Here is a 21,648-nt window from a genome sequence, read left to right on the forward strand (position 1 = left end):
CTATCGCGTCAAGACCATCTTCCGCGCCTCCGCAAACGTGCCTGCTGTCAGTCGATAAAAGTAGATTCCGCTGGCAACCGGCATTCCTTTTGCGTTCTTACCATCCCACGCTACGGTGTATGTTCCGGCACGTTGCGTTTCGTTGACGAGTGTCCGGATTTCCTGTCCGTTGATACTAAAGATTTTCAATACCGCGTTTTCCTGTCGCGGTAACTGGTAGCTGATACGCGTTTCGGGATTGAAGGGGTTCGGAAAATTCTGTTCGAGGGCAAAGCGGGACGGCCCACCGTTCCCTTCTGCAACATCTGTAATCCGCTCCTGAATTTCGAGATTGTCAATTGCCCAGCCCCAGCCGGTGACTCCCGCATCCGTATAAAGCCGGAACCGGACAAAGATGTTCTCGCCGGTATTGAATACATCGCGGAGATTCAGTTCGTGATGGCGAAACATTGTCGCGTTCCCGGGGGTTGACGTATTGTACGCATTCAACCACGCCGGGTCGTATGTTGCATCGTAGCCGTTTGCCAGCGGAATCCAGTTAATACCGTCCCGCGTTCCTTCGACAATAACATAATCGTAGAAGGACGGATCGCCAAACGGAGCGCCCGGTTCACCGGGTTCAACAAGGGCGACGTTATCATATGCAAGATATGCGTTTGTTGGCGCAACTATAATCGGGATTGTAAGCGTATACGTGTTGTTGAGATTGTTGCCATAGGGATGGGCGGTGTGAATTCCGCCGTCCGTAAATCCTGTCGGCGTCGTAACACTGAATCCAGTCCCTGTGAAATCACTTGTTGCAGCATTGAATGTATTCGAGTAGGCGGACCGCGCAGGGGCAATCACAATAACTGCGATACTCCTTGCGATAGAGGGGTACACAACTCCCCCTTTATAGGAAGCCACTGAGACCGTCAGCGTGCGAGCTTGAAGGACAGGATATTTGACAATGGTATCGCGCATCGCAACAGGATTGGCTCCGAGCTTGACGAACGGAGTGTCGTTGATGGCAACGATGGTCGAGTCATACAGCCCGCGCAACGTCACGGGAATTGAAAGCATCCCGTCCGGTGCCTGCGCCATCGTTCCAAGCAGCGGCTTGAACGTTTGACCTCCAGCAAGACCCGGTATGTTCACGCTCCAGATTCCTCTGCCGTGCGTCGCAAGCACAACTTCATCCTCAACATGCGTCATAAACCAAATGCAGGCTGCAGGCATACCGTTATTGGCAAGATGCCAGCTTGTGCCGTTGTTCGTGGATTCAAACAAACCGATCTCCGTTCCCGCCCACAAAACGTTCGGCGTATGCGGAAGGACAAGAAGATCATACACAGCAACGTCGGGGAAGCCGTTGTTGCTCGAAGGGCCGGGTATGTACCCGCTGATATCTTCCCACGTTTGACCGAGATTGGTTGTGCGCAGAATCTTTGGTTTCTGTGCAAAACTGAAGAGAACATAGGCTGTCGAATCCTCCCACGGATGCGTTGCAAGTCCGGAAATGCCCCCCATTGTTGTTCCCGTGAAGTCGGGAACGGGTGTGAACGTCACTCCCCGGTTCGTTGAAAGATGGATCTTGCCTGTCGCATCCATTCGCGAACCGGCCCACACGATATCCGGATTGGAGCGCGAAATTCTGACATCGTGGAAAGAACTGATTGCCCCCCAGGTGCCGCTGGGAATTGAAGTCAACACCCAGTTCTGACCGAAATTGGTCGAACGGTACACGCCGCTGGCGCCGACTGCGAACAGCAAATCGGGTTCCATGTTTGTCTTGGCAATTTTTGTGATGAACGGCGCATTGCCCGAACCCGTTGCCAATCCGCTTGTTGCGGAAACAAAACTCGATCCGCCGTTCGTTGATCGTCGCAAGCCGTTGTACTGCGAGCCGCCGATGAGTCTCAACGGATCGTCGAAGTGCCAAGAGGTTTCGTATCCGTCACCGCCGATTTGGGATGTCCATCCCGTCAAGGCATTCGGATCGATGGGCGAGCGCCACGTCCCGTTGTCCTGCATACCGCCGAAGTAGGCACTGGCGCCGGGACGTTTATCAACGCCGTAGAATTGGCTCGTGATCATACCATTGCCGGGATTAATCCAGCCCGTTGAGCTATCGGTAGAAATTCCCATACCTCCATCATTCGCATTGATAATACGGAATGAATTGTTCGGCTTCGGTATAATCATGAGGTTATGATGATCAACGTGAACTGCGCCGGCAGACATGGAGGCAATCGTACGCTGGGTCTCAGAGATCATCGTGATCACATAGAGATTCACGCCGCCGACGTACACGCGGTTCTCGTTTGTCGGATGTACAACAATCGTGTTATCATACCAGCCTTGCGATGAAAGCCAATTCACGTTCGTGCCGCTTACAGTTGTGAGAGTCCAACTGGCCCCTGCATTGGTGGTAACATAGAGATTGGAATTCGGCGTCCCTTCCGAGGCCGCGTAGATCTTATTCACGTTCGATGGGGCAATCGCAAGCTCGTATCTCCCCGTCTGATCATTGATGCCGCTTGACGAAAGGAACCACGTCTCTCCGGCATCCGTCGACTTAATGATCCCCTTTTCATCGATTGCCGCATATTGAATATCAAAGTTGCCGGGTGTTTCAATTATCTGAAGTACTTTCTTTACGCGGTCGAACGTCCCGATATCAGTCTCAAGATACACTTGATACCAACTCACACCGCCGTTTGTCGATTTATAAATACCCGACTTGTTCACGGTGTTCTGTTTGTAGCGTCCCGATGAGGTTGCCGCCAAAACAACATCCGGGTTCTGCGGGTGGACAATCATCCGGGCAATGTTGTTGAAGTTATCGTTGTTGATCGTGCTGGTAAGTTGAAACCACGTTTCGCCGCGATCTGTGGACTTGAGAATTCCATCTCCATTCACGACATCCACACTGAACATACTCTCTCCTGTTCCGACGTACATGATATTCGGGTTGGAGGGAGATTGGATAATCACGGAGGCGGCAAGGTTCGGCATATTCGCCGTCAACTCACGCCAGCTTGCCCCAGCATTTGTGGTTTTCCAGACGCCCCCTCCGACCGAGCCAAAATACCACGTATTATAATTCGGGTCTGCCGGATCGACGACGATACCTCTTGCCCGACCCGGAACATTGCCCGGCCCCCGACTGATCCAGGTAAGAATGTTTGGAGAAGTCGGCGCGCTGTAGCGTGCTTTTGTCAGCTCCGTCATTTTGTGGTTTGGAGGATACGCGTGAACCGCCTCGCCGTACGGGATGCGCATTTCGTGCAGAATGCGGGCAAACTGGTGTGGTGCTTCCGCCTTTGCTTCGCCCAGCCGGATCTTTTCAAGCGTCCTGACCCGGGCAGCATTCCGGATTCCTTCGGGCGAATCGGGATCGAGTTTGGATTTGAGTTTCAGCAATTGCTGATACTCACTCACTTCCTCCGCCGTCAGATACATGGCGTCATCAGTGACCTTGTCTTTGCCAAAAAAATACACACCCGAAATGCCGAGCGTTAGCAGAACAACAACTCCGATGAGTAGCTTCCGGTTCATGATATACCTTTCGGTGATGATGAAATGATATGATGGTTGATAACTAATCCGATCCGGTTATTTGGATGAGGTTCGTGTACTCAGGTCGTAGATTTCGGTGAACGCATCCGCCGTTTCGTCGCCTGAAATGTTGCCGGGAATCCGGACGATGGAGAGTTTTCCTTCCTCCAACCATTTTACGGTTCCGCTCTCCAACTCACGCTCGTACACAATTGAGTCCGCTGTTGTTGAATAGACGAAGAATGCGAGAGGTTGAACGCCGGGTTTCGGTTTCTCTTTCTTCACACACAAAACAAACTCGCCACCGCCGGGAACGATCTCAAACTCGCCGCCGAATCTCTCGTTTGCAAAGTACTCTGCCCTCTGCTCGCTGTTCGGCGCCCCGGAACAGCCCGCAAGCAGGAGAAGAAAAAACGCAACAACACGGTTTAGCTGATAAATGCCGGTCACTGACCAATCACGTTATGGAAGTAGAATCGAGAAAACCCGGAAAGGTTTTGTCGCGAGGGCTGCGAATAAGGTAAGCATTGAACGGGGGAAAAGTCAATACAAAGGGCGGAGTTTTCTCCGCCCTTCAGGTATTTCGTTCCTGTTGAGTTACTTGCCGGGCTAACGTACGAGAAGCATCCGCTTTGTTTGCACGAACGATCCCGCCTGCAACTTGTAGAAATACACCCCGCTCGCCTGCCCGGTTGCGTCGAACTGAACCGAATGGTTGCCTGCGTTTCTTCTCCCGTTCACCAACGTCGCCACCTCCCGCCCCAACATATCGTACACCGTGAGCGTAACGTCCGCCACGACCGGCAGTTGATACGTGATGGTCGTGGTGGGATTGAAGGGATTTGGATAATTCTGAGCGAGGAAGAACTCTGACGGCACGCCGTTCTCTGTTGATGGAGTGGAGAGAACAAAACTGTTGTACAAATTCAGCGCCTGAATAGCCGTGCTCTGCAATCCCGTTAAGTTGTACGCACACACAATTGCCAAGGCGAACCGCATCGTATCGTACGGCGCGAGGTGGAACGGACCAATAGCGAGAAGAAAACGCGTGTCGGACAAGGACGGGAATTCATCGGGCGCTATCCCGCCGGAACTCATCATATCGTAAGTTGCTGCATCCGAGTTTGGTATACCGGAAAGAGGAAACCTCTGAAACGTAATGCGCGCCGAAGAGGAGGGATCCAACAAGCTGACACCAAATGGCGTCGAGCCGGAATCAAGCGGATTGGCAACGTATGCCATTCGCGTTGAGGCAAAGAAGCCCGCAAAATTACGCGTGTGGAAAAGGGGCACATCGTTTGGGCCGACATCAGGATCCGCATACATACCGATGTAGCAGCTGTCAACCGTCCGCGTTGATGTATTGATGATATGATATCGAATAATCTCTATGCCCTCGTTGATGGGAGAGTCCCACGTGAATGAACTCTGGATCACCTTCAATCCAATAGGGGTATGTCCCGCGGGTCTGACATCGTAGTCCGTATACCGGCAGAAGAAGTTCTGATCCGCGACAGGCGTGTACGCCAATGACGTCCCCCAGTATGCATCCCACCCGGGAGGTTTCGGAGTACCTTGCCCATACACTCTCCAGATGGAATCAGCAGCGGTGAGTCCCGGAGCAAACTCAGTGAGAGTTGACACGGCCTTTGCCTTCGGACCGGTTCCCGTACCTGTTGTATCAATCAATCCCCCAACCCACATCCCGCCAATGTAGAGATGTTCGATCCGTGCACCGGCGGGAAAATCCAATCCGATGGAATCATGCGGAGGAGGTGTGATGAGATACGAAACCTTGCCCATCATCCCTCGATTGTCCATTTGGAGCAACATGGTTGTTCCCTGCTTTGCAGAGACAACATTTGGCTGCGCAACGATTTGACCGTAGATGAAAAGTGATACAGCGAGGGGAACCAACAGCAGGTGTTCTGTTCGAGAGTGTGTCATAGCTCTTCCCTTTCAGATAAGAAGTGAGGAATAGTTGACAGCCGAAATATACTACACCAAATGCCGAACTGCAACGGAAATCCGCAGCCCGGCATTCGGTAAGAATTACTTCACGACCATCATCTTGCGCGTCGCAACAGAGCCGGGAATCGAAAGTCTGTAAAAATAGACGCCGCTGGCCAATCCCGAAGTATTAAATTGTACCGCATACTCACCAGCAGTCTTCACTTCATCTACCAACGTCGCCACCTCCCGCCCCAACATATCGTACACCGTGAGCGTGACACCTGCCGCTGTTGGCAGTTTGTACGTGATGGTCGTGGTGGGATTGAACGGGTTGGGATAATTCTGAGCGAGGAAGAACTCTGACGGCACGCCGTTTTCTGTTGATGGAGTGGAAAGAATCAGACTGTTATATAAGTTCAATGCCTGAGCAGCGGCGTTCTGCAATCCCGTTAAGGTATATGCGCACATAATTGCTACGGCAAACCTCAATGTATCGGAGGGCTGCAAGAAGAACGGGCCGATAGCAAGGAGAATTTGAGCGTTGTAGAGTGACGGGAAGTCATCAGGGGCAATAGTCCCGGAACTCATCGCAAGATATTTTGGACCATCCGGGCTTGGAATATTGAAAAGGTAATATCGCTGAAACGTGAGACGCTCCGATGAAGGCGGATCCAACAAACTGATCCCGAACGGCGTCGAACCGCTGTCAACACGATTGTGGACATACGCCAACCTGTTGAGTGAATAGTAGCCTGTATGGTTGCGAAGATAGTATTGCGGTACGCCTGACGGACCGACATCAGCGTCGGCAAACATACCGACATAACAGCTATCAATCGTTCGTTGTGAGTTGTTAATGATATGATAGCGCATAATCTGAATAGGAGAGTCCCACGTAAATGAACTCTGGATCACTTTCAATCGCATCGGAACATGAGCCATGGGCCGTATATCATAATCGGTGTAACGGCAAAAGAAGTTTTGATCCGCAATCGGCGTGTATGCCAACGACGTTCCCCAGTATGCATCCCAGCCCGCGGGTTTTGGCGCGCCTTGGCCGTACACTTTCCAAATTGAATCTGACTGAGATTGGACCGGATAGAATTCATACAATGGACCGGCATATCCCTCGTACGCCGTCGAAACGACTCGAATCTTCTCACCAGTTCCGCTGAGTGTCGTATCAATCAATCCACCAATCCATAATCCGGCGGCATAGAGATGTTCAATCCGTGATTCAGCAGGGAATTCCAATCCGATGGAATCTTCCGGTGGTGGAGTAATGAGATACGAGACCTTTCCGATCGCTCCCCGATTGTCCATTTGAAGCAGCATGGATGTTCCCTGCTTTGCAGAGACAACAATTGGCTGCGCAGCTATTTGACCGTAGATGAAAAATGATACAGCGAGGGGAATCAACAGCAGGTGTTCTGTTCGGGAGTGTGTCATAGCTCTTCCCTTTCAGATAAGAGAAGTGAGGAATAGTTGACAGCCGAAATATACTGCACCAAATGCCGAACTGCAACGGAAATCCGCAGCCCGGCATTCGGCAAGAATTACTTCACGACCATCATCTTACGGGTCGCAACAGAGCCGGGAATCGAAAGTCTGTAAAAATAGACGCCGCTGGCCAATCCCGAAGTATTGAATTGTACCGCATACTCACCAGCCGTCTTTACTTCATCTACCAATGTCGCTACTTCCCGACCGAGAAGGTCAAACACCTTCAGCGTCACATGGTTGGTATTCGGGATTTGGTATTTGATGTTTGTTGTCGGGTTGAACGGGTTGGGATAGTTTTGAGAAAGAATGAATGCAGCGGGAAGTTCGGGAATCCCGGTCACATCCGTTACGATCAGGTTCAACGAATTGGCAATGCGCAGTTTGCCGAACCCCCACGTTGTGTTGGGAACGGTTCCGGTGTACTGATCGGCGATGGCGCCGGCTTGCAGAAGCGCCTTGACGTGCCTGTGTCGCAGTGTGGTGTCGGCTTGAAGCAGAAGTGCCGCTGCACCGGCAACATGAGGCCCGGCCGAGCTTGTTCCTCCGAACCCGGTGTACGTTACGTTGCGCCCGATGGTGTACACTGTACTGCCGGGCGAGGCAACGTCAACAATGCGGAAGCCGTCGAGACGGGTTCCTTTTCCGCTGAAGGTATTGATGTTGGTGTCGTTGGATTTGTTCTTGTACGCGCCTACGCCGATGGCGCTATCGGCGGTGGAGGGCCATGTTGCCGTATTGTCTTCGGAGGGAGAACTCCAACGCGCCAAGCCGCTCCAACTGAATCCGTTGTCGCCCAACATACAATCAATGCGCTTCGCCGTACCGCTTGTATTGACAACGCGAAGATTGTACGTCGTCGAGCCGCTTGATGCGATATACACAGCCATCATTGTGGTGTTGCGTGATGACGTACCTTTGTTGGAGTAAACGGATTTAGTCCCGATCGTGATCGTCGAACCGTCACCCGGCAGCGGCACAAAGCTGCTCGATGCAACTTGGAGCGATACGGTAACATCACTCGCGTTTCCCATCCATCTGACTGAAGGCCATACTTGCGATGACGAACCGCCCGTGAAGGTAATCGTTGTCGAGTCGCTGGCATTGACCGTGACTGTTTTCTGCATAAATCCGCCGGTGAGATTGCCGGCAGGCATTACTTGTACGATGCCGTTCGCCGCATACTCGTTGATCATGATTTCTTCGTTCGACGAACCGTCCAGATACTCCCACACCCATTCTCCATCCTCCACCAAAAACACATCGGCGCCCTCAGCCGCGGCCCATGCCATCATAGCCGCCAGTCCGGTAAAGAAACGGGGAGTGTTGTTGTACTCGATTGATCCGAAAATCATGTCGGCACCGGGGGCAATTCCGGCGAGACGGTGAACACCTTCGATTCCGCCGACGGCAATTCCCGCAACCGAAGTTCCGTGTCCGCCGTACGGGCCGGTATCAGGATTCGCATTGATCAAATCAATTCCGCGTCGCCGTACAACTCCGCTTGTTTCTCTGATTGCCCGGATCTTCGATGTCTTCAATCCGACCAACTTCTCCCCCACATTCAGTCGATTGTTGCCGTTTGCATCAAGCGCAATGAACCACTGCTCACCGTACGTCGGCGATGCTTCGGTGAATCCGGCACCGGTACCGGAGTTTCTCGTGCCGTCGTTGTTCGCATCATTGTAGAGAAAATCGAGATTCACGTCGTACACACCGCCTGTATTGCCGGAGTAGGAGATTTCACGGTATCGGAGGATTTCGCCCGGATCGGCAATTCCGTTTCCATTCAAGTCTACGGCATCAGTTCCCGGATCGAATACGCTGTTACTGTTGACATCGAGCCAGTTGAGCGTATCGCCATCGGCGAAGAAGAGCATCGGGTGAAAGAAATCCACACCCGTATCGAAGTCGGCAATGATCGCGCCTTTCCCGGTGATTTTTCTTCCAAGCTGATCGTTGCGCTGCCAGACAGTATCGGCCTGAATTTGCGGACGGCTGACATCGAGCGGAGGAACTCGGACGGGACGCCACGAAGGTTGAACGGCAATAATTCCGTGAACACGATCAAGCTTCTGCATATCATCAAACGTAACTTCAACGGGAAAGACTGTCTCGGAACCGAGCCGCTTTCCGTTGTACATCACAAAACGTACTCCCGACCGTTCCACAAGTTGAAGCAGGGCCTCATCCGGCTTTTCCGAAAATCTGATCGTGGCAGAAACCGGCACATCAACCTGTCCCGCTGCCTCGGCCTGACGTTTCAGAAAATCGAATCGAAAGTCAATACGAGATGATTGAGAGAAGGCGGAGAAGGCTCCGCACAATAGCAAAATGAGAGAAATGGTTTTCATGAGATTCCCTTCTGATCATAATTGATGAATATTAGCGCCGCGCAATCCACACACCTGCAATAGTAATCGCGGAGCCGAACACTTGAATCAGATATACTTGCTCGTCGAGCACAACGTACGAGACAACAAAGGCAAGGACCGGAACAAGATTACTGAAGCTGCTCGTCTTTCCCGGGCCCAGTCGTTGAACGCCGTACGACCAGAATGCGTTCGCAAGCCCAATCGAAAGAATCCCGGACACAATTGCCGCAACCCAAATTGTCCAGCCAACTGATGACCAGTCCGTCATGATTGCCGAAGGTACAGCCGCAAGCACAAGCCCTACTGCCCCGATGCCAATCATCATTGTTGCAAGATGGAGTGATGAGTAGCGGACAAGCAGAGGTTTTTGGAGATTTGTGCTGAATCCCCATAAAATCGCTGCCGCGAGGCAAACGAGATCGCCAATAATTTCATGTCCGCCCAACTGGAGTTTTTTTCCGCTTCCCGCAATAATCATGATCACGCCGGCAAGGGAAAGTCCCATGCCGAGCCACATCATTTCTTGAATTTTCTCCTTGTGCAACCGCGCGTGAAAGAGGATTGTCCACAGTGGAGACGTTGCCATGAGAATGGCGGCATTGCCCGCTGTTGTGAGCGCGAGGCCGACAATGAACGCGCATTGATACAACACGTTCGCAATAAATCCGGCCCGGAGAATACTCTTCCAATCTGATTTCTGAACGGGAGTCCAAACCGATGTCGAAAAGAACATCGCCGCCAGCACAAGAAATGCCACGACAAAACGGATGCCGTTGAACACAAACACGTCAAGATGGGAGATGGCAAACTTGGCAATCGGGAAATTGGTTGCCCAGATGATGACGACGAGAAGGAGAAGCAGTTGTGCACGCTGCTGGCGAATGCGCTCAAGCTCAGTCATGCAGCAGCCTTTGATGTGCTACGAGGCCGGCAGGCTGCAATGTACCCGCCGACATACAACGCCAGTCCGGACACAAGCAAATCGTACCGGTACGGCAGCGGCATACTGCCACGAACTGTCGCATCTGTATCGTTCATGAATGAATAGAGAATAGCCGCCGTGCCGAGAATGGCAAGCAACCAACTCAGGATGGCGGGAGCAAAGTACTTGTGAAGCGCAATGCGATAGACGATATCAACACCAACGACAACCAAAAGAGCCGCGATCAAGCCCGCTGACACTACCGGGCCAATCCACGGAACAGGAATCAAAAAGAGAACATCCCAATCAGTGAGCGAAGCCGGCCAGTCGAGAATCACCTTGAGCCACACATAATAGAAAATATCCCACACGCCGAAGGCAATACAGAAGTATCCGAATTTCTGCCAGCCTCTTCCCCCGGCAACAATTCCTATTGCAGCAAGCATTACAATCGTGGCTGCCTCGCGGGCAAGTTCAACCGCAAGATGCGTTGTACTAATCATCTTCAGCGGAAAGCTGAAGCCCTCAGGGTAGTACAGCGCGCGCAGATAGACGACGATGCTCGACTCGACAAACGCAAAAGCGATGGCGAACAATGCCACCCAGACAAGTTTCCGCACCGGAACATGATCACGCGTCATCTGTTTGCCTTTCAGCAATCACGCGTTGTTCTGTTCCGGTTCGTTGTATTCATCGAGAAATGCAACGGCACGGCGCAAATGCGGAATCACAATCGAGCCGCCGACGACCAGCGCAATGCTGAACACATCGTACAGTTCTTCGTTTGTGACGCCTTCCTTCCTGCACTCTTGGATGTGATAGGCAATGCAATCATCGCAGCGCAGAACCATCGAGGCGACGAGGCCGAGCATTTCTTTCGTTTTGACATCGAGAGCACCCGGCTCGTATGTCAACGTATCAACTCCGAAAAATCTCTTGATGGGCCGGTTTTCGATGGCGAGTATCCGCTCGTTCATTCTCGAACGAAAGTCATTGAATTCTTTTACCCTGCCGGACATACTTTTCTCCTTAGAAGTGGTTTAGTGGGATTCCAGCGGCGGCAGACTGTGCTTTACCTGCAGAGCCCGCAGTCTACCGATAGCTTCAAACGCTTCTTGCCAGCCGCCGTCAAGAACATCTTTCATGATTTCTTTGGTCTCGGAAATTGCCGCGTGTGTTGGTTCCGTCGAAGAAAACGGAAACGGAATGTGCAGGTATTCCTCGAGGGCCGCGATGTTCTGCCACACGACGGCGAATCCCGCGAACATTGTCAGGACGGCAAGCAGAACTTCCATTGGTCCGGCAGTTCTTCCGAACTGCCATCCGAGCGGAATACTCAAGCATCCCAACAGAACAATCACCCATCCCGTAATCGACGTCAGCCGGTACCGTTTCAGCACTTTGTAAAAGCCAAAATAGAAAAATTGCAACTCTGCGTCAGTCAACATTGCGTATAAGTTGGCGTTACGGTGAACACTATGGGCTTCATTTCAAAATGAACACGTCGGGCACCATCCTTCCGGCATCAGAAACAGTTGTCGCAGAAAAATGAAACTATCACAGCGACAATGAAGCTGGTATCAGCGAACTTCCGATCACGGAAATCTCCATCGTCGACCGTCTTTTGCGAGCAACTCATCGGCCTCTTTCGGACCCCACGTTCCTGAAGTGTACTCGTATATGTTGGAATTCTTGTTTGCAATCCATCCTTCATGAATAGGTGTGATGAATTGCCAGGCAACGTCAACGCTGTCGCCGCGGGCGTACAACGTCGCGTCTCCCAGCATGCAATCGAGAATCAGGCGTGTGTACGCATCGGTAAGATGTCCTCCGAAGGATGACCCGTAGCGGAAGTCCATCGTTACGGGACGCATCCGCAAGGACGAGCCGGGAATTTTCGAACTGAACTTGAGCGAGATGCCCTCATCGGGCTGGACACGAATCACAATAGTGTTGTGATCGATCGAGTCCGCAGGCAAATGCCTGAACAGATGGTGGGGAGTTTTTTTGAATTGAATGGCAATCTCCGTCACCCGTTTCGGCAACCTCTTTCCCGAACGAACATAAAACGGGACATCCGCCCAGCGCCAACTATCGATTTGAAGTTTCAACGCCACGTACGTTTCCGTCACGCTGTCCGGCGAAACGCCCTGCTCGGATTTGTACGCAGGCACAGAAGTACCATTCACAGTCCCGCTTGCATACTGTCCCCGCACCGAGTATTCGTGAACCTCTTCAGGCCGGATGCTGCGGATTGCCTGAAACACCTTCTGTTTCTCATCACGTACCTGTTGGGCATCGAACAAGACGGGAGGTTCCATTGCAGTCAGCGCGAGCAACTGCAGCATGTGATTCTGAATCATGTCGCGCATTGCCCCCGCATGTTCATAGTATCCGCCACGGTTCTCGACACCCACGGTTTCAGCCGCCGTTATTTGAACGTGATCGATGTAGTTTCTGTTCCAGATCGGCTCGAAAATCCCGTTTGCGAATCTGAACACCAACAGGTTCTGTACGGTTTCCTTGCCGAGATAGTGATCAATGCGGTAGACCTGCTCTTCATCGAACACACTCAACACTTGGCTGTTCAGTTTGCGGGCCGAGTTCAAATCAACCCCGAACGGCTTTTCGATGATGATCCGCACCCAGGCGTTCTGTCCTCCGGGTTTGTTCATCGCCGCGCCCGCAAGGCCTCTTACGATTGGCGAGTACATGCCCGGCGGAGTTGAAAGATAAAAAAGGACATTCTCCCCCACCTCTCTTGCTGCATTGATAACTTCAAGTTCTTTCTTCAGCTTTGGATATTCTTCCGGCCTGCCCGGATCGATAGTCACGTAGAACAATCCGCGAACGAACGTCTCCCATAGAGCCTTCTCGGAATCCTGAAATCTGCCGAATTCTTTCAAAGCTTTTAGCATGTAATCGCGGAACATTTCATGCGACATGCCTGTTCTGCCCGCGCCAACAATGGTGAAACCGGATGGAAGCACACCTTGCCGGGCAAGATCAAAAATTGCGGGAATGAGTTTCCGTTTCGTCAAATCGCCCGAAGCGCCGAAAATCACCATTGTACACGGGTCGGGCATTTTCTCGATGCGGCTTGATCCGGCGAGAGGATTGGGAAGTTCTGATTGCATAAGAGGTTACGGATTATTGAGTACGTTTGACTCGCAAGAAGGAAAGCCTTTCACCCGCAAAGGATGAAAGGCTTCTTCGGACACTCGGACAGAAACGAATCCGGATCACAGGCCAATTACATACGGGCTGCAGAAAATTCATTCCGCTTGTTCTGAAGATTCTGATAGAGGCCGTCAAACGATTTTTCGAAAGCGGCAACGCCGTCATCTTCAAGCTTCTGCAAAACCCATCGCATGTCAATACCTGCACGCGCAACATCGCACAGTGCCTCAAGCGCCTTGTCCATATCACGCTCGACAGTGAGCGCGGGCTTTGCATGTTCGAGAATCGCGTTGTATGTCGCCGGGGGTACGGTATTCACCGTGTACCGGCCAACGAGGGTCTCGACATAGAGCAAGTCGCTATAAGCGGGGTTTTTCGTTCCGGTACTTCCCCACAACGGACGCTGCGCAACGGCTCCTTTTGCCTTCAATGTCTTCCATCGTGTTGATGAGAACACATCCTTGAACGCTTGATAAACATACTTGGTGTTTGCGACTGCTGCTTTGCCCATGATGGCCTGCATCGCAGGATCGTTCTTCTTTGCAAGAAGATCATCAACCAGTGTATCAATGCGACTGACGAATACACTTGCAACAGAAGCAACATCACGAACGGGAAGTCCGACCTGAACTCTCCGCTCCAACCCTGCAACGAATGCCCGCGTCACCGCCCGATAGCGATCAACAGAAAATATCAGTGTAACGTTGATGTTGATTCCCTCGCTGAGACACTGTTCTATTGCCGGAAGCCCTTCCTTTGTAGCAGGGATTTTTACCATAAGATTCCTCCTGCCGACGAGATTCCACAGAAGGCGTGCCTCTTCAATCGTTTCTTGCGTCATCCGGGCTTTTGAAGGGGTCACCTCTATGCTAACGTACCCGTCGCGGCGGTTTGTACGCTCGTACACCTCGTGCAAAACGTCGCACGCCATCTGAATATCAGTCACCATCAACGCACGAATAATCTCCGCAGTATCGATATCCGGGTTCCTGGAAAGCAATCCGGCAATCTGGTCGTCATAATCCGTGCTGCCTGAAATGGCCTTGTCGAAAATGGTCGGATTGGAAGTAACGCCAAGCAGTCCTTCGTCCACCATTTTTTTCAGCTGGCCCGATTGCAGAACGTTTCGGCTGATGTTATCATACCAGATGCTCTGCCCGAGCTGTTCCAGTTTCCGGATATTCGTCATGTCGATGTTCCTCACTGTACAATTTTATTGTTGCTGTTGTTCAATATCGAGAATTTTCTTCAGTCTCCGGACGTGCCGTTCTTCATTGGTAAATCGCGCTGCCAGAAATGCCCGCGCTATTTCAAGTGCGGGCGCAACTCCGATGACGCGTGAACCGAGGCATAACACGTTCATATCGTCATGCTCGACGCCCTGATGCCCCGAGTATGTGTCGTGCGCAAGTCCCGCCCTGATGCCTCTGATTTTGTTCGCCGCGATGCAAGCACCGACTCCGCTGCCGCAGACGAGGATGCCGCGTTCCACTTCCTGTGTTGCAACCGCCTTCCCGATTTTGCGGGCAAAATCGGGATAGTCCGAAGCCGTTTCGTCGAACGCTCCAAGGTCAACAATGTCGTGGCCGTCTTTCTTTAACTCGGCAATGAGTTGGTGTTTGAGGGCGAATCCGGCATGATCTCCCGCAAGGGCGATTTTCATGCAAGCACCTTTTTTGCTGCTGCGACCACGGCCCCGGCTGTGATGCCAAAGCCCTTGAAGACTGCATCAACCGGAGCCGACATGCCAAATGTTGTCATCCCCACAAACTCGCCCTGCTGTCCGATGTATCGTTCCCATCCCAACTTCATTCCTGCTTCAACGGCAACGCGTGCTGTAACGGAAGGAGGCAATACACTTTCTTTGTACTCCCCGGATTGTTTTTCAAACAGTTCCCACGAAGGCATGCTGACAACGCGGGCACGGATTCCTTCCGAAGAAAGCTGTTCGTACGCTTTGACGGCGAGCGATACCTCCGACCCGGTGGCAAGAAGTAATACATGCGGATTCTTCTCGCCGATCAAAATGTAGGCGCCACGTGAAAGGTTCGCAGCAGAAGCACACTTCGTTTGATCAAGAACGGGCAGTTTCTGCCGTGTTGTGGCAAGAACGACGGGGCCGTCACGATGTTCAAGCGCGAACTTCCACGCGTATGCTGTTTCGTTCGCATCGGCGGGACGAAGAATAATCAAGCCGGGCATGGCACGCAACGATGCGAAATGCTCAACTGCCTGATGGGTCGGGCCGTCCTCGCCAAGCCCGATGCTCTCATGCGTGAAGACGAAAATGGTCGGATATTTCGATAGAGCTGCGAGCCTGATGGAGGGTCGCATATAATCAGTAAAGGCGAAGAACGTCGCCCCGTACGGAATCAGCATGTCACTCACAGCAATGCCGTTCATGATGGCGCCCATGCCGTGCTCGCGCACGCCGTACCGGATGTAGCGTCCGAGCCTGTTCGTTTTGCTGAAATCCGTCGAGCCTCTGAATTTTGTATTGTTCGATGGAGTCAGGTCGGCCGAACCGCCGAGTACAAGCGGCAGCTTCGGCATAATTGCATCGAGCGTCTTCCCCTGGGCTTCACGCGTGGCAAGCGGCGTAGCCGGATCGAACTTCGGAACATTCTCTTTCCATATCATTTCCCAGTTCCCGGGGAGTTTGCGCTCCGTAGCCCGCTTGAATTCCCTTGCCAGGTCGGGATGCGCGTTCTCGTAACCGGCAAACAACGAGTTCCATTCCGCTTCTTTCGTGGCACCTTTCTCAACTTCTTTCCGGAATACTGCCAGCGCTTCATCGGGGATGAAGAGTTTCTTCCCGGTATCCCATCCCAGTTGTTTCTTCGTTAATCTAATCTCATCATCACCGAGAGGCGAGCCGTGAGCATCGGCGGTATCGTGCTTGTTGGGACTGCCGTACCCGATGTGTGTACGCAACTTGATCAGTGAAGGACGATTGTTTTCGTTCCGCGCTGCAATTAGCGCCTTTTCAATGGCGTCGAGATCATTGCCATCTCCGCCGACTGTTTGAACGAACCACCCGTATGCTTCGTAGCGCTTTGCCGAATCCTCCGTGAAGGCAAGATCGGTACTTCCATCGATGGAAATATGATTGTCATCGTAGAGTACAACGAGTTTGTTAAGACCGAGAGTTCCGGCAAGCGAACACGCTTCCGATGAAACACCCTCCATCAAACAACCATCTCCCGCTATCACATAAATGGTGTAGTCGATAACCGGAAAGCCATCACGATTGAAGTATGCAGAAAGATACTTCTCCGCCAACGCCATCCCGACAGCATTCGATATTCCCTGCCCCAACGGACCCGTTGTCACTTCAACCCCCGGGGTGTGTCCGTATTCCGGATGGCCCGGCGTTTTGCTTCCCCACTGTCTGAAATTCAGAATCTCATCAAAAGACAAATCATACCCTGTCAGATGAAGCAATGAATACAATAACATGCAACCGTGTCCCGCGGAAAGCACAAATCTGTCACGATTCACCCACTTCGGGTTGCGCGGGTTGTGCTTGAGATGGCGGGACCACAAAAGATATGCGGCGGGCGCCATTCCCATCGGCATTCCGGGATGTCCTGATTTGGCTTTTTGTATCGCATCAATCGAAAGACAGCGAATAGTGTTGATGCAAAGTTCGTCCGATTCGGTCTGGCTCGGATGCCTCGGAAGTTTCGAGAGTTTATCCAATTGATCAATTGTAATTGAGGGGGATGAACCGGAGGATACGCTTGACATTAAAAAATTCCTTGAAATTCATCTGGAATGTTGAAACTAAGTCCTCTAAAGATAGGCATTTCTTTATGATTTTCAATCATTTTGCCATTGAACTTGCTCGAACGGAAGGCAGGTCACATTTTTACATATATATTTTGTAAAAACTACTAAAGATGTCTGTCCTTATGTCCGATAATCTGTAAAGAAACAGGTAAGTTCTACATAAATCGGTCAAAAGCGTTACAACTCTTGCTCAAAGGTGGATGAGTTTGGAGAATTGTGCTGCTTCGAGTAAGTAAAGTTCACATTTGAGGGGGTATTTTATGGCAAAGAAGGATCAAACAATTCTGGTGGTTGATGATGAGGAAACATTCAGATATATGCTCTCGACCCTTATCTCCGGGGCAGGATACACGGTTGAAACTGCGTCGGACGGCATAGCCGCAATCAACGCCATCCAGACAAGTCTTTACGATGTGGTTCTCTGTGATGTAAGAATGCCGAAGGTAGATGGCATTGAAGTGTTGAAATTCATCAAGACAAACTATCCCCGAACGGAAGTTGTGATGCTTACCGGAACAGCGGACGTGCGGATTGCCGTTGAGTGTATGAAAACCGGCGCGTACGATCACATTCTCAAACCCACAACATCGGACGATCTTCTTTCAACCATTGAGCGGGCATTGGAACACCAGCAACTTATCCGCAACAATGCCGTGATGAAAACTGAACTCGAACGGTTGCAAGGCAACGGCGACATCATTGGCGAAAGTTCGGCCCTGCGCAGGGTGCTGGACGTTGCAGCAAAAGTCGCTCCGACCGAATCAACGGTCTTGATTCAGGGGCCGGGCGGTACCGGCAAGGAACTGATTGCAAACTACATCTATCAACGCAGCGAACGGTACGGATTGCCGTTTGTGACGGTCAACTGCGCCTCCATTCCCGATACACTGATCGAGGCCGAACTGTTCGGCTATGAGAAGGGCGCCTTTACCGACGCCCAGAAGATGAAACCGGGCATTGTTGAAATAGCGGACAAGGGAACCCTGTTCCTCGACGAAATCGGCGACATCAGCCCGATCGTGCAGCCGAAAATCCTGCGTTTCATTCAAAGCGGGGAGTTCCGTCGTGTTGGCGGCAACCAAATTCTGAAAGCGGATTGCAGAATTCTTTCCGCCACGAACAAGAACTTGAAAGAGGAAGTGAAAGAAGGGCGGTTCCGTGAAGATTTGTTGTACCGTCTGAACGTCATTACCATCGAGTTACCTTCATTACAGCAGAGGCGTGACGATATTCCGCTGCTTGTCAATTCGTTCCTCACAACGAAAATGAAAACCCGCGTGCCGAAGTCGATCTCCGACAAGGCAATCGAGGTACTGCTTTCGTACGATTGGCCGGGAAATATCCGGGAGTTGGAGAACGTTATCGAGCGGGCGGCGATTCTTTGCCAGAATAACATCATTGAACCGCGGGATCTTTCGTTGCCGAATTCGCCGATGACGCTTCCTGCCGCGACCGACCGCGACAGCAAGGTCGGCACGACAATTCCCTTAAGGGAAATCGAGCGCATGCACATCGAAGCCGTGCTGCGAAGTTTGAGAGGCAATAAAACCGAGACGGCGAAGATTCTCGGCATCAGTCTGAAAACACTCTACACGAAAATCCAGCAGTACCAGCTTCGCTGGAATTAGGCAGTTCCCCCGACCATTGCATCATTGGCACGCAACTCGTAGTTTATTGCAGCCAATGATGCAATGTGAATTGTTGACATGATGCCATCTCCTCCCCACTCCCTGCTCCGAAGAAAGTCATTCGTATCACTGCTCTATCTCTTCACCGCAATGTATGTATTCGGCGTGTGGGTGTGGAGTGCAGATACGCCGACAACGTCGTTCAACAGTGACCCGCGTTCAAAACTCTCTGAACTGATTTACGGAACGGCACACAAACCCTACGTGCAGCGAGTGCTTGTGCCGCTTGTTACCCGAGGCGTTTTCTCGATCGTTTCAGGCTCCGCCATTGATTCAATTGAGAAGAGTCTCCTTGAACTTCCGAAAGTTCAAAAGGAAACGGCACGATTGGGTTGGGAGACGGATTTCTTCATGGAATACCTCATCGCTCTCGCATTTGCATTTGCCACGCTTGTGGCATTTCCATTTGTCATTCGAGAACTCTGGGCGAGGCTTTACAATACCGACGAGTCGATTACCGATATCATTCCCCTGCTTGCCCTGCTGGCACTTCCGCCGATATTTCCAACGGGGCCGCATTACATTTATGACTTGCCGGCGTTGCTCCTTTTCACGTCAGGCATGCTCTTCATGATAGAACAACGATGGGCCTTGTTCTATACAATCTTCGCTCTCGGATGTCTCAACAAGGAAACGATGGTTTTGCTCGCGTTGCTGTTTGCGATGTTGTATAGGAAGGAAATGGGGCAACAGACCCTTGTTCTTCATCTAGTTGCACAAGCATTCCTTTTTGCCGTGATCAAGCTGATCATCATGAATGCATTCGCTGACAATCCGGGGCCTGTCATGGATTTTCACCTCAATCTCAATCTGCACATCTTGCTATCGGGGTACAATCTCGTCCCAATGATTGTCGCGGGATTTACTTTGTGGTTGGTTTTCAGCAACTACAACAGCAAACATGTTATTCTCCGAGCGGCGTTATTGCTTGCTGTTCCTCTCGGATTTCTCGTATTGGTGAGCGGCGTTATCACCGAACTGCGGGCTGTTCTCGAGCTGTATCCAATCGTCTTGCTGCTTGCGCTGCACACCATCTTCTTCACTCTATTGAAAGTTCCGTACCAGAAAGAGCCTTTCCCCATCAATCCGGCGACGGGCAGATGAGTAATTTGAATATCGAACACATCATATCTCTCGACTCCCCGCAGTTGCAACCATACCGCACACTCCGCCGTCCGCAGGATCATCTTGATCAGGGAATTTTTGTTGCAGAAGGTGAGAAGGTTGTCCGCCGTTTTCTTGATTCGGATTGGAAAGTAATTTCCCTCTTGTTAACCCCTGAATGGTTGGAAGCAATCGTTCCTTCAACCACAGAATCTAGGTTGCGCGCTGCACAGATTTTCGTTGGAGGAAAGAATCTGCTTGAAACGATTGTCGGATTTCCCCTGCATCAAGGAATCATGGCAGTAGGAGAAGTGCCACGTGAAGCATCATTGGAGGCAACAATTCAGCGACTTCCCTCCCCGCATTTTCTTGTGGCGTTAGATGGATTGGTTCACGCCGAAAACGTCGGTGTTGTTGTTCGGAACTGCGCCGGATTTGGCGTTGACGGCATTCTCATAGGCAAAACGACGGCAAGTCCGTACCTTCGACGGGCTGTGCGCAACTCGATGGGCGGGATTTTCAAACTCCCCTGCAAGCACGTTGATGATTTGGCTGTTTCACTTGCATGGCTGAAAAACAACTACGCCACGCGCATCATCATCGCAGACGCACACGCTGAGACAACCGTTGACAGGGCGAATTTCTCAGGCAACATCTGTATTGTGTTCGGAAACGAGGATGCGGGAGTTTCCGAAGAAGTAAATGCCATAGCCACCGACCGAGTGCGCATCCCGATGCACAACTCAACCGACTCCCTCAACGTCGCCAGCGCAAGCGCGGTGGTGCTGTGGGAGGGAAGGAGGGGGAGATAAGATGCGAGCAAAAAAAATTGACTACATTCATCAATCCAACCCGGCAGTCTCCTGTCGGCAAGTCGGGATTGAAGCGGACCAGATTGAAATTCTGATGAGACTCGCTACTTGAATTTCACCGCAATGCCAGAAGCTCCGTTGCCGTACTGCACGAATCCAACGACAGCGTCAGCTCCAATCTTCGCTGCTTCCTCCTTGATGCGTGCAATATATTTTGCTCCATTAAGTTCATTATGCAAGGACACTGCAACGCTCCCCAATTCAACATAAGAGCGGCCAATGTCCTTCGAGGCATATATTCTTATTGTTTCCGAAGCGGTGGCCTGTTCTGATGTAATGCCGGGATTCAAAGTACTGAAGCCGGCAGTAGAGCCGCAACCTGCAAGCAAGGAGCCCAAAACACAAACCAGGATGACGGAATATGATTTCATTACGCTTGCTCCTCACTGTTATTGATATTTGACAACCATCCCGTGAACTCCATAAATTGACTCATAAATAGGGATGAAAAGAATGAACCCGGAGAGAATAACGTGAACGTCACTGCGGCTGTTGATGATCGCATTACCGCCTGCACTAGCGGCTTTTTCTCTGGCAAACTTTGATGCTTCGTCAAGTGAACTGCCTCGCGCAAAGACATACCCGATTTCCGTAATCGGCTTATCCAAGCTCTCATTTGTTGTGATGAGAATTTTGGCCGGCTCAGTTGGCGGGAACATTTTTTCTTCGTTCGTAGGAGCAAGGATTACGGGCTTGACACATGCGACAGCAAAAATTGCAAG

18 protein-coding genes are annotated in these 21,648 nt (G+C 51.5%); 3 read left to right on the forward strand and 15 right to left on the reverse strand.

The genetic code is table 11. From position 1 onward, the window contains the following. The 13 genes from KF749_07395 to tkt form a co-directional block, all read right to left on the reverse strand. Positions 1-3,540, reverse strand: coding sequence for a T9SS type A sorting domain-containing protein (locus KF749_07395; GenBank protein MBX2990977.1), 3,540 nt, complete (start codon positions 3,538-3,540; stop codon positions 1-3). A gap of 57 nt (positions 3,541-3,597) precedes the next feature. Then, positions 3,598-3,990: a hypothetical protein gene (locus KF749_07400; GenBank protein ID MBX2990978.1), complete on the reverse strand. Its 393-nt coding sequence runs from the start codon at positions 3,988-3,990 to the stop codon at positions 3,598-3,600. Between the two features lie 159 nt (positions 3,991-4,149). Further along, a complete protein-coding gene (locus KF749_07405; protein ID MBX2990979.1) occupies positions 4,150-4,782 on the reverse strand; it encodes a T9SS type A sorting domain-containing protein in 633 nt (210 codons plus the stop codon). Positions 4,783-5,592: 810 nt separating this feature from the next. Beyond that, positions 5,593-6,081, reverse strand: a complete 489-nt coding sequence (locus tag KF749_07410; GenBank protein MBX2990980.1) for a T9SS type A sorting domain-containing protein — start codon at positions 6,079-6,081, stop codon at positions 5,593-5,595. Positions 6,082-7,049: 968 nt separating this feature from the next. Further along, positions 7,050-9,347 (reverse strand): S8 family peptidase, encoded by a 2,298-nt coding sequence (locus KF749_07415; GenBank protein ID MBX2990981.1) that lies wholly within the window; start codon positions 9,345-9,347, stop codon positions 7,050-7,052. 31 nt (positions 9,348-9,378) lie between these two features. Then, positions 9,379-10,269: a DMT family transporter gene (locus KF749_07420; GenBank protein MBX2990982.1), complete on the reverse strand. Its 891-nt coding sequence runs from the start codon at positions 10,267-10,269 to the stop codon at positions 9,379-9,381. Then, positions 10,266-10,931 carry a hypothetical protein gene (locus tag KF749_07425; protein MBX2990983.1) on the reverse strand — a complete coding sequence of 222 codons (666 nt, stop codon included), beginning with the start codon at positions 10,929-10,931 and terminating at the stop codon, positions 10,266-10,268. The genes KF749_07420 and KF749_07425 overlap by 4 nt, the downstream gene beginning before the upstream one ends. Positions 10,932-10,949: 18 nt before the next feature. After that, positions 10,950-11,309: a carboxymuconolactone decarboxylase family protein gene (locus KF749_07430; GenBank protein ID MBX2990984.1), complete on the reverse strand. Its 360-nt coding sequence runs from the start codon at positions 11,307-11,309 to the stop codon at positions 10,950-10,952. Positions 11,310-11,330: 21 nt separating this feature from the next. Further along, positions 11,331-11,720: a hypothetical protein gene (locus KF749_07435; protein ID MBX2990985.1), complete on the reverse strand. Its 390-nt coding sequence runs from the start codon at positions 11,718-11,720 to the stop codon at positions 11,331-11,333. Positions 11,721-11,885: 165 nt separating this feature from the next. Further along, positions 11,886-13,427, reverse strand: a complete 1,542-nt coding sequence (zwf, locus tag KF749_07440; GenBank protein MBX2990986.1) for a glucose-6-phosphate dehydrogenase — start codon at positions 13,425-13,427, stop codon at positions 11,886-11,888. A gap of 116 nt (positions 13,428-13,543) precedes the next feature. Further along, the gene (tal, locus tag KF749_07445) at positions 13,544-14,659 is read right to left on the reverse strand and encodes a transaldolase (protein MBX2990987.1); all 1,116 of its coding nucleotides are present in this window, start codon (positions 14,657-14,659) and stop codon (positions 13,544-13,546) included. Positions 14,660-14,683: 24 nt separating this feature from the next. Beyond that, positions 14,684-15,133 (reverse strand): ribose 5-phosphate isomerase B, encoded by a 450-nt coding sequence (rpiB, locus tag KF749_07450; GenBank protein ID MBX2990988.1) that lies wholly within the window; start codon positions 15,131-15,133, stop codon positions 14,684-14,686. After that, positions 15,130-17,220 (reverse strand): transketolase, encoded by a 2,091-nt coding sequence (tkt, locus tag KF749_07455; protein ID MBX2990989.1) that lies wholly within the window; start codon positions 17,218-17,220, stop codon positions 15,130-15,132. The genes rpiB and tkt overlap by 4 nt, the downstream gene beginning before the upstream one ends. Before the next feature lie 302 nt (positions 17,221-17,522). On the opposite strand from tkt, the gene KF749_07460 reads away from it, so the two are divergent. The 3 genes from KF749_07460 to KF749_07470 all read left to right on the forward strand — a co-directional run bounded on the left by KF749_07460 (position 17,523) and on the right by KF749_07470 (position 20,866). Beyond that, positions 17,523-18,890 (forward strand): sigma-54-dependent Fis family transcriptional regulator, encoded by a 1,368-nt coding sequence (locus tag KF749_07460; protein MBX2990990.1) that lies wholly within the window; start codon positions 17,523-17,525, stop codon positions 18,888-18,890. A 78-nt stretch (positions 18,891-18,968) separates the two neighbouring features. Then, positions 18,969-20,054: a hypothetical protein gene (locus KF749_07465; GenBank protein ID MBX2990991.1), complete on the forward strand. Its 1,086-nt coding sequence runs from the start codon at positions 18,969-18,971 to the stop codon at positions 20,052-20,054. Continuing rightward, positions 20,051-20,866 carry an RNA methyltransferase gene (locus tag KF749_07470; protein MBX2990992.1) on the forward strand — a complete coding sequence of 272 codons (816 nt, stop codon included), beginning with the start codon at positions 20,051-20,053 and terminating at the stop codon, positions 20,864-20,866. The genes KF749_07465 and KF749_07470 overlap by 4 nt, the downstream gene beginning before the upstream one ends. Before the next feature lie 104 nt (positions 20,867-20,970). Here the strand turns inward: KF749_07470 and KF749_07475 are convergent, their stop codons facing one another. Together KF749_07475 and KF749_07480 are read right to left on the reverse strand one after the other, a co-directional pair. Continuing rightward, positions 20,971-21,297, reverse strand: coding sequence for a hypothetical protein (locus tag KF749_07475; GenBank protein MBX2990993.1), 327 nt, complete (start codon positions 21,295-21,297; stop codon positions 20,971-20,973). A gap of 18 nt (positions 21,298-21,315) precedes the next feature. Continuing rightward, a complete protein-coding gene (locus KF749_07480) occupies positions 21,316-21,585 on the reverse strand; it encodes a hypothetical protein (protein ID MBX2990994.1) in 270 nt (89 codons plus the stop codon). Positions 21,586-21,648: the final 63 nt, after the last annotated feature.

Source organism: Bacteroidota bacterium (assembly GCA_019637975.1).
Classification (GTDB): domain Bacteria; phylum Bacteroidota; class Ignavibacteria; order UBA10030; family UBA6906; genus CAADGV01.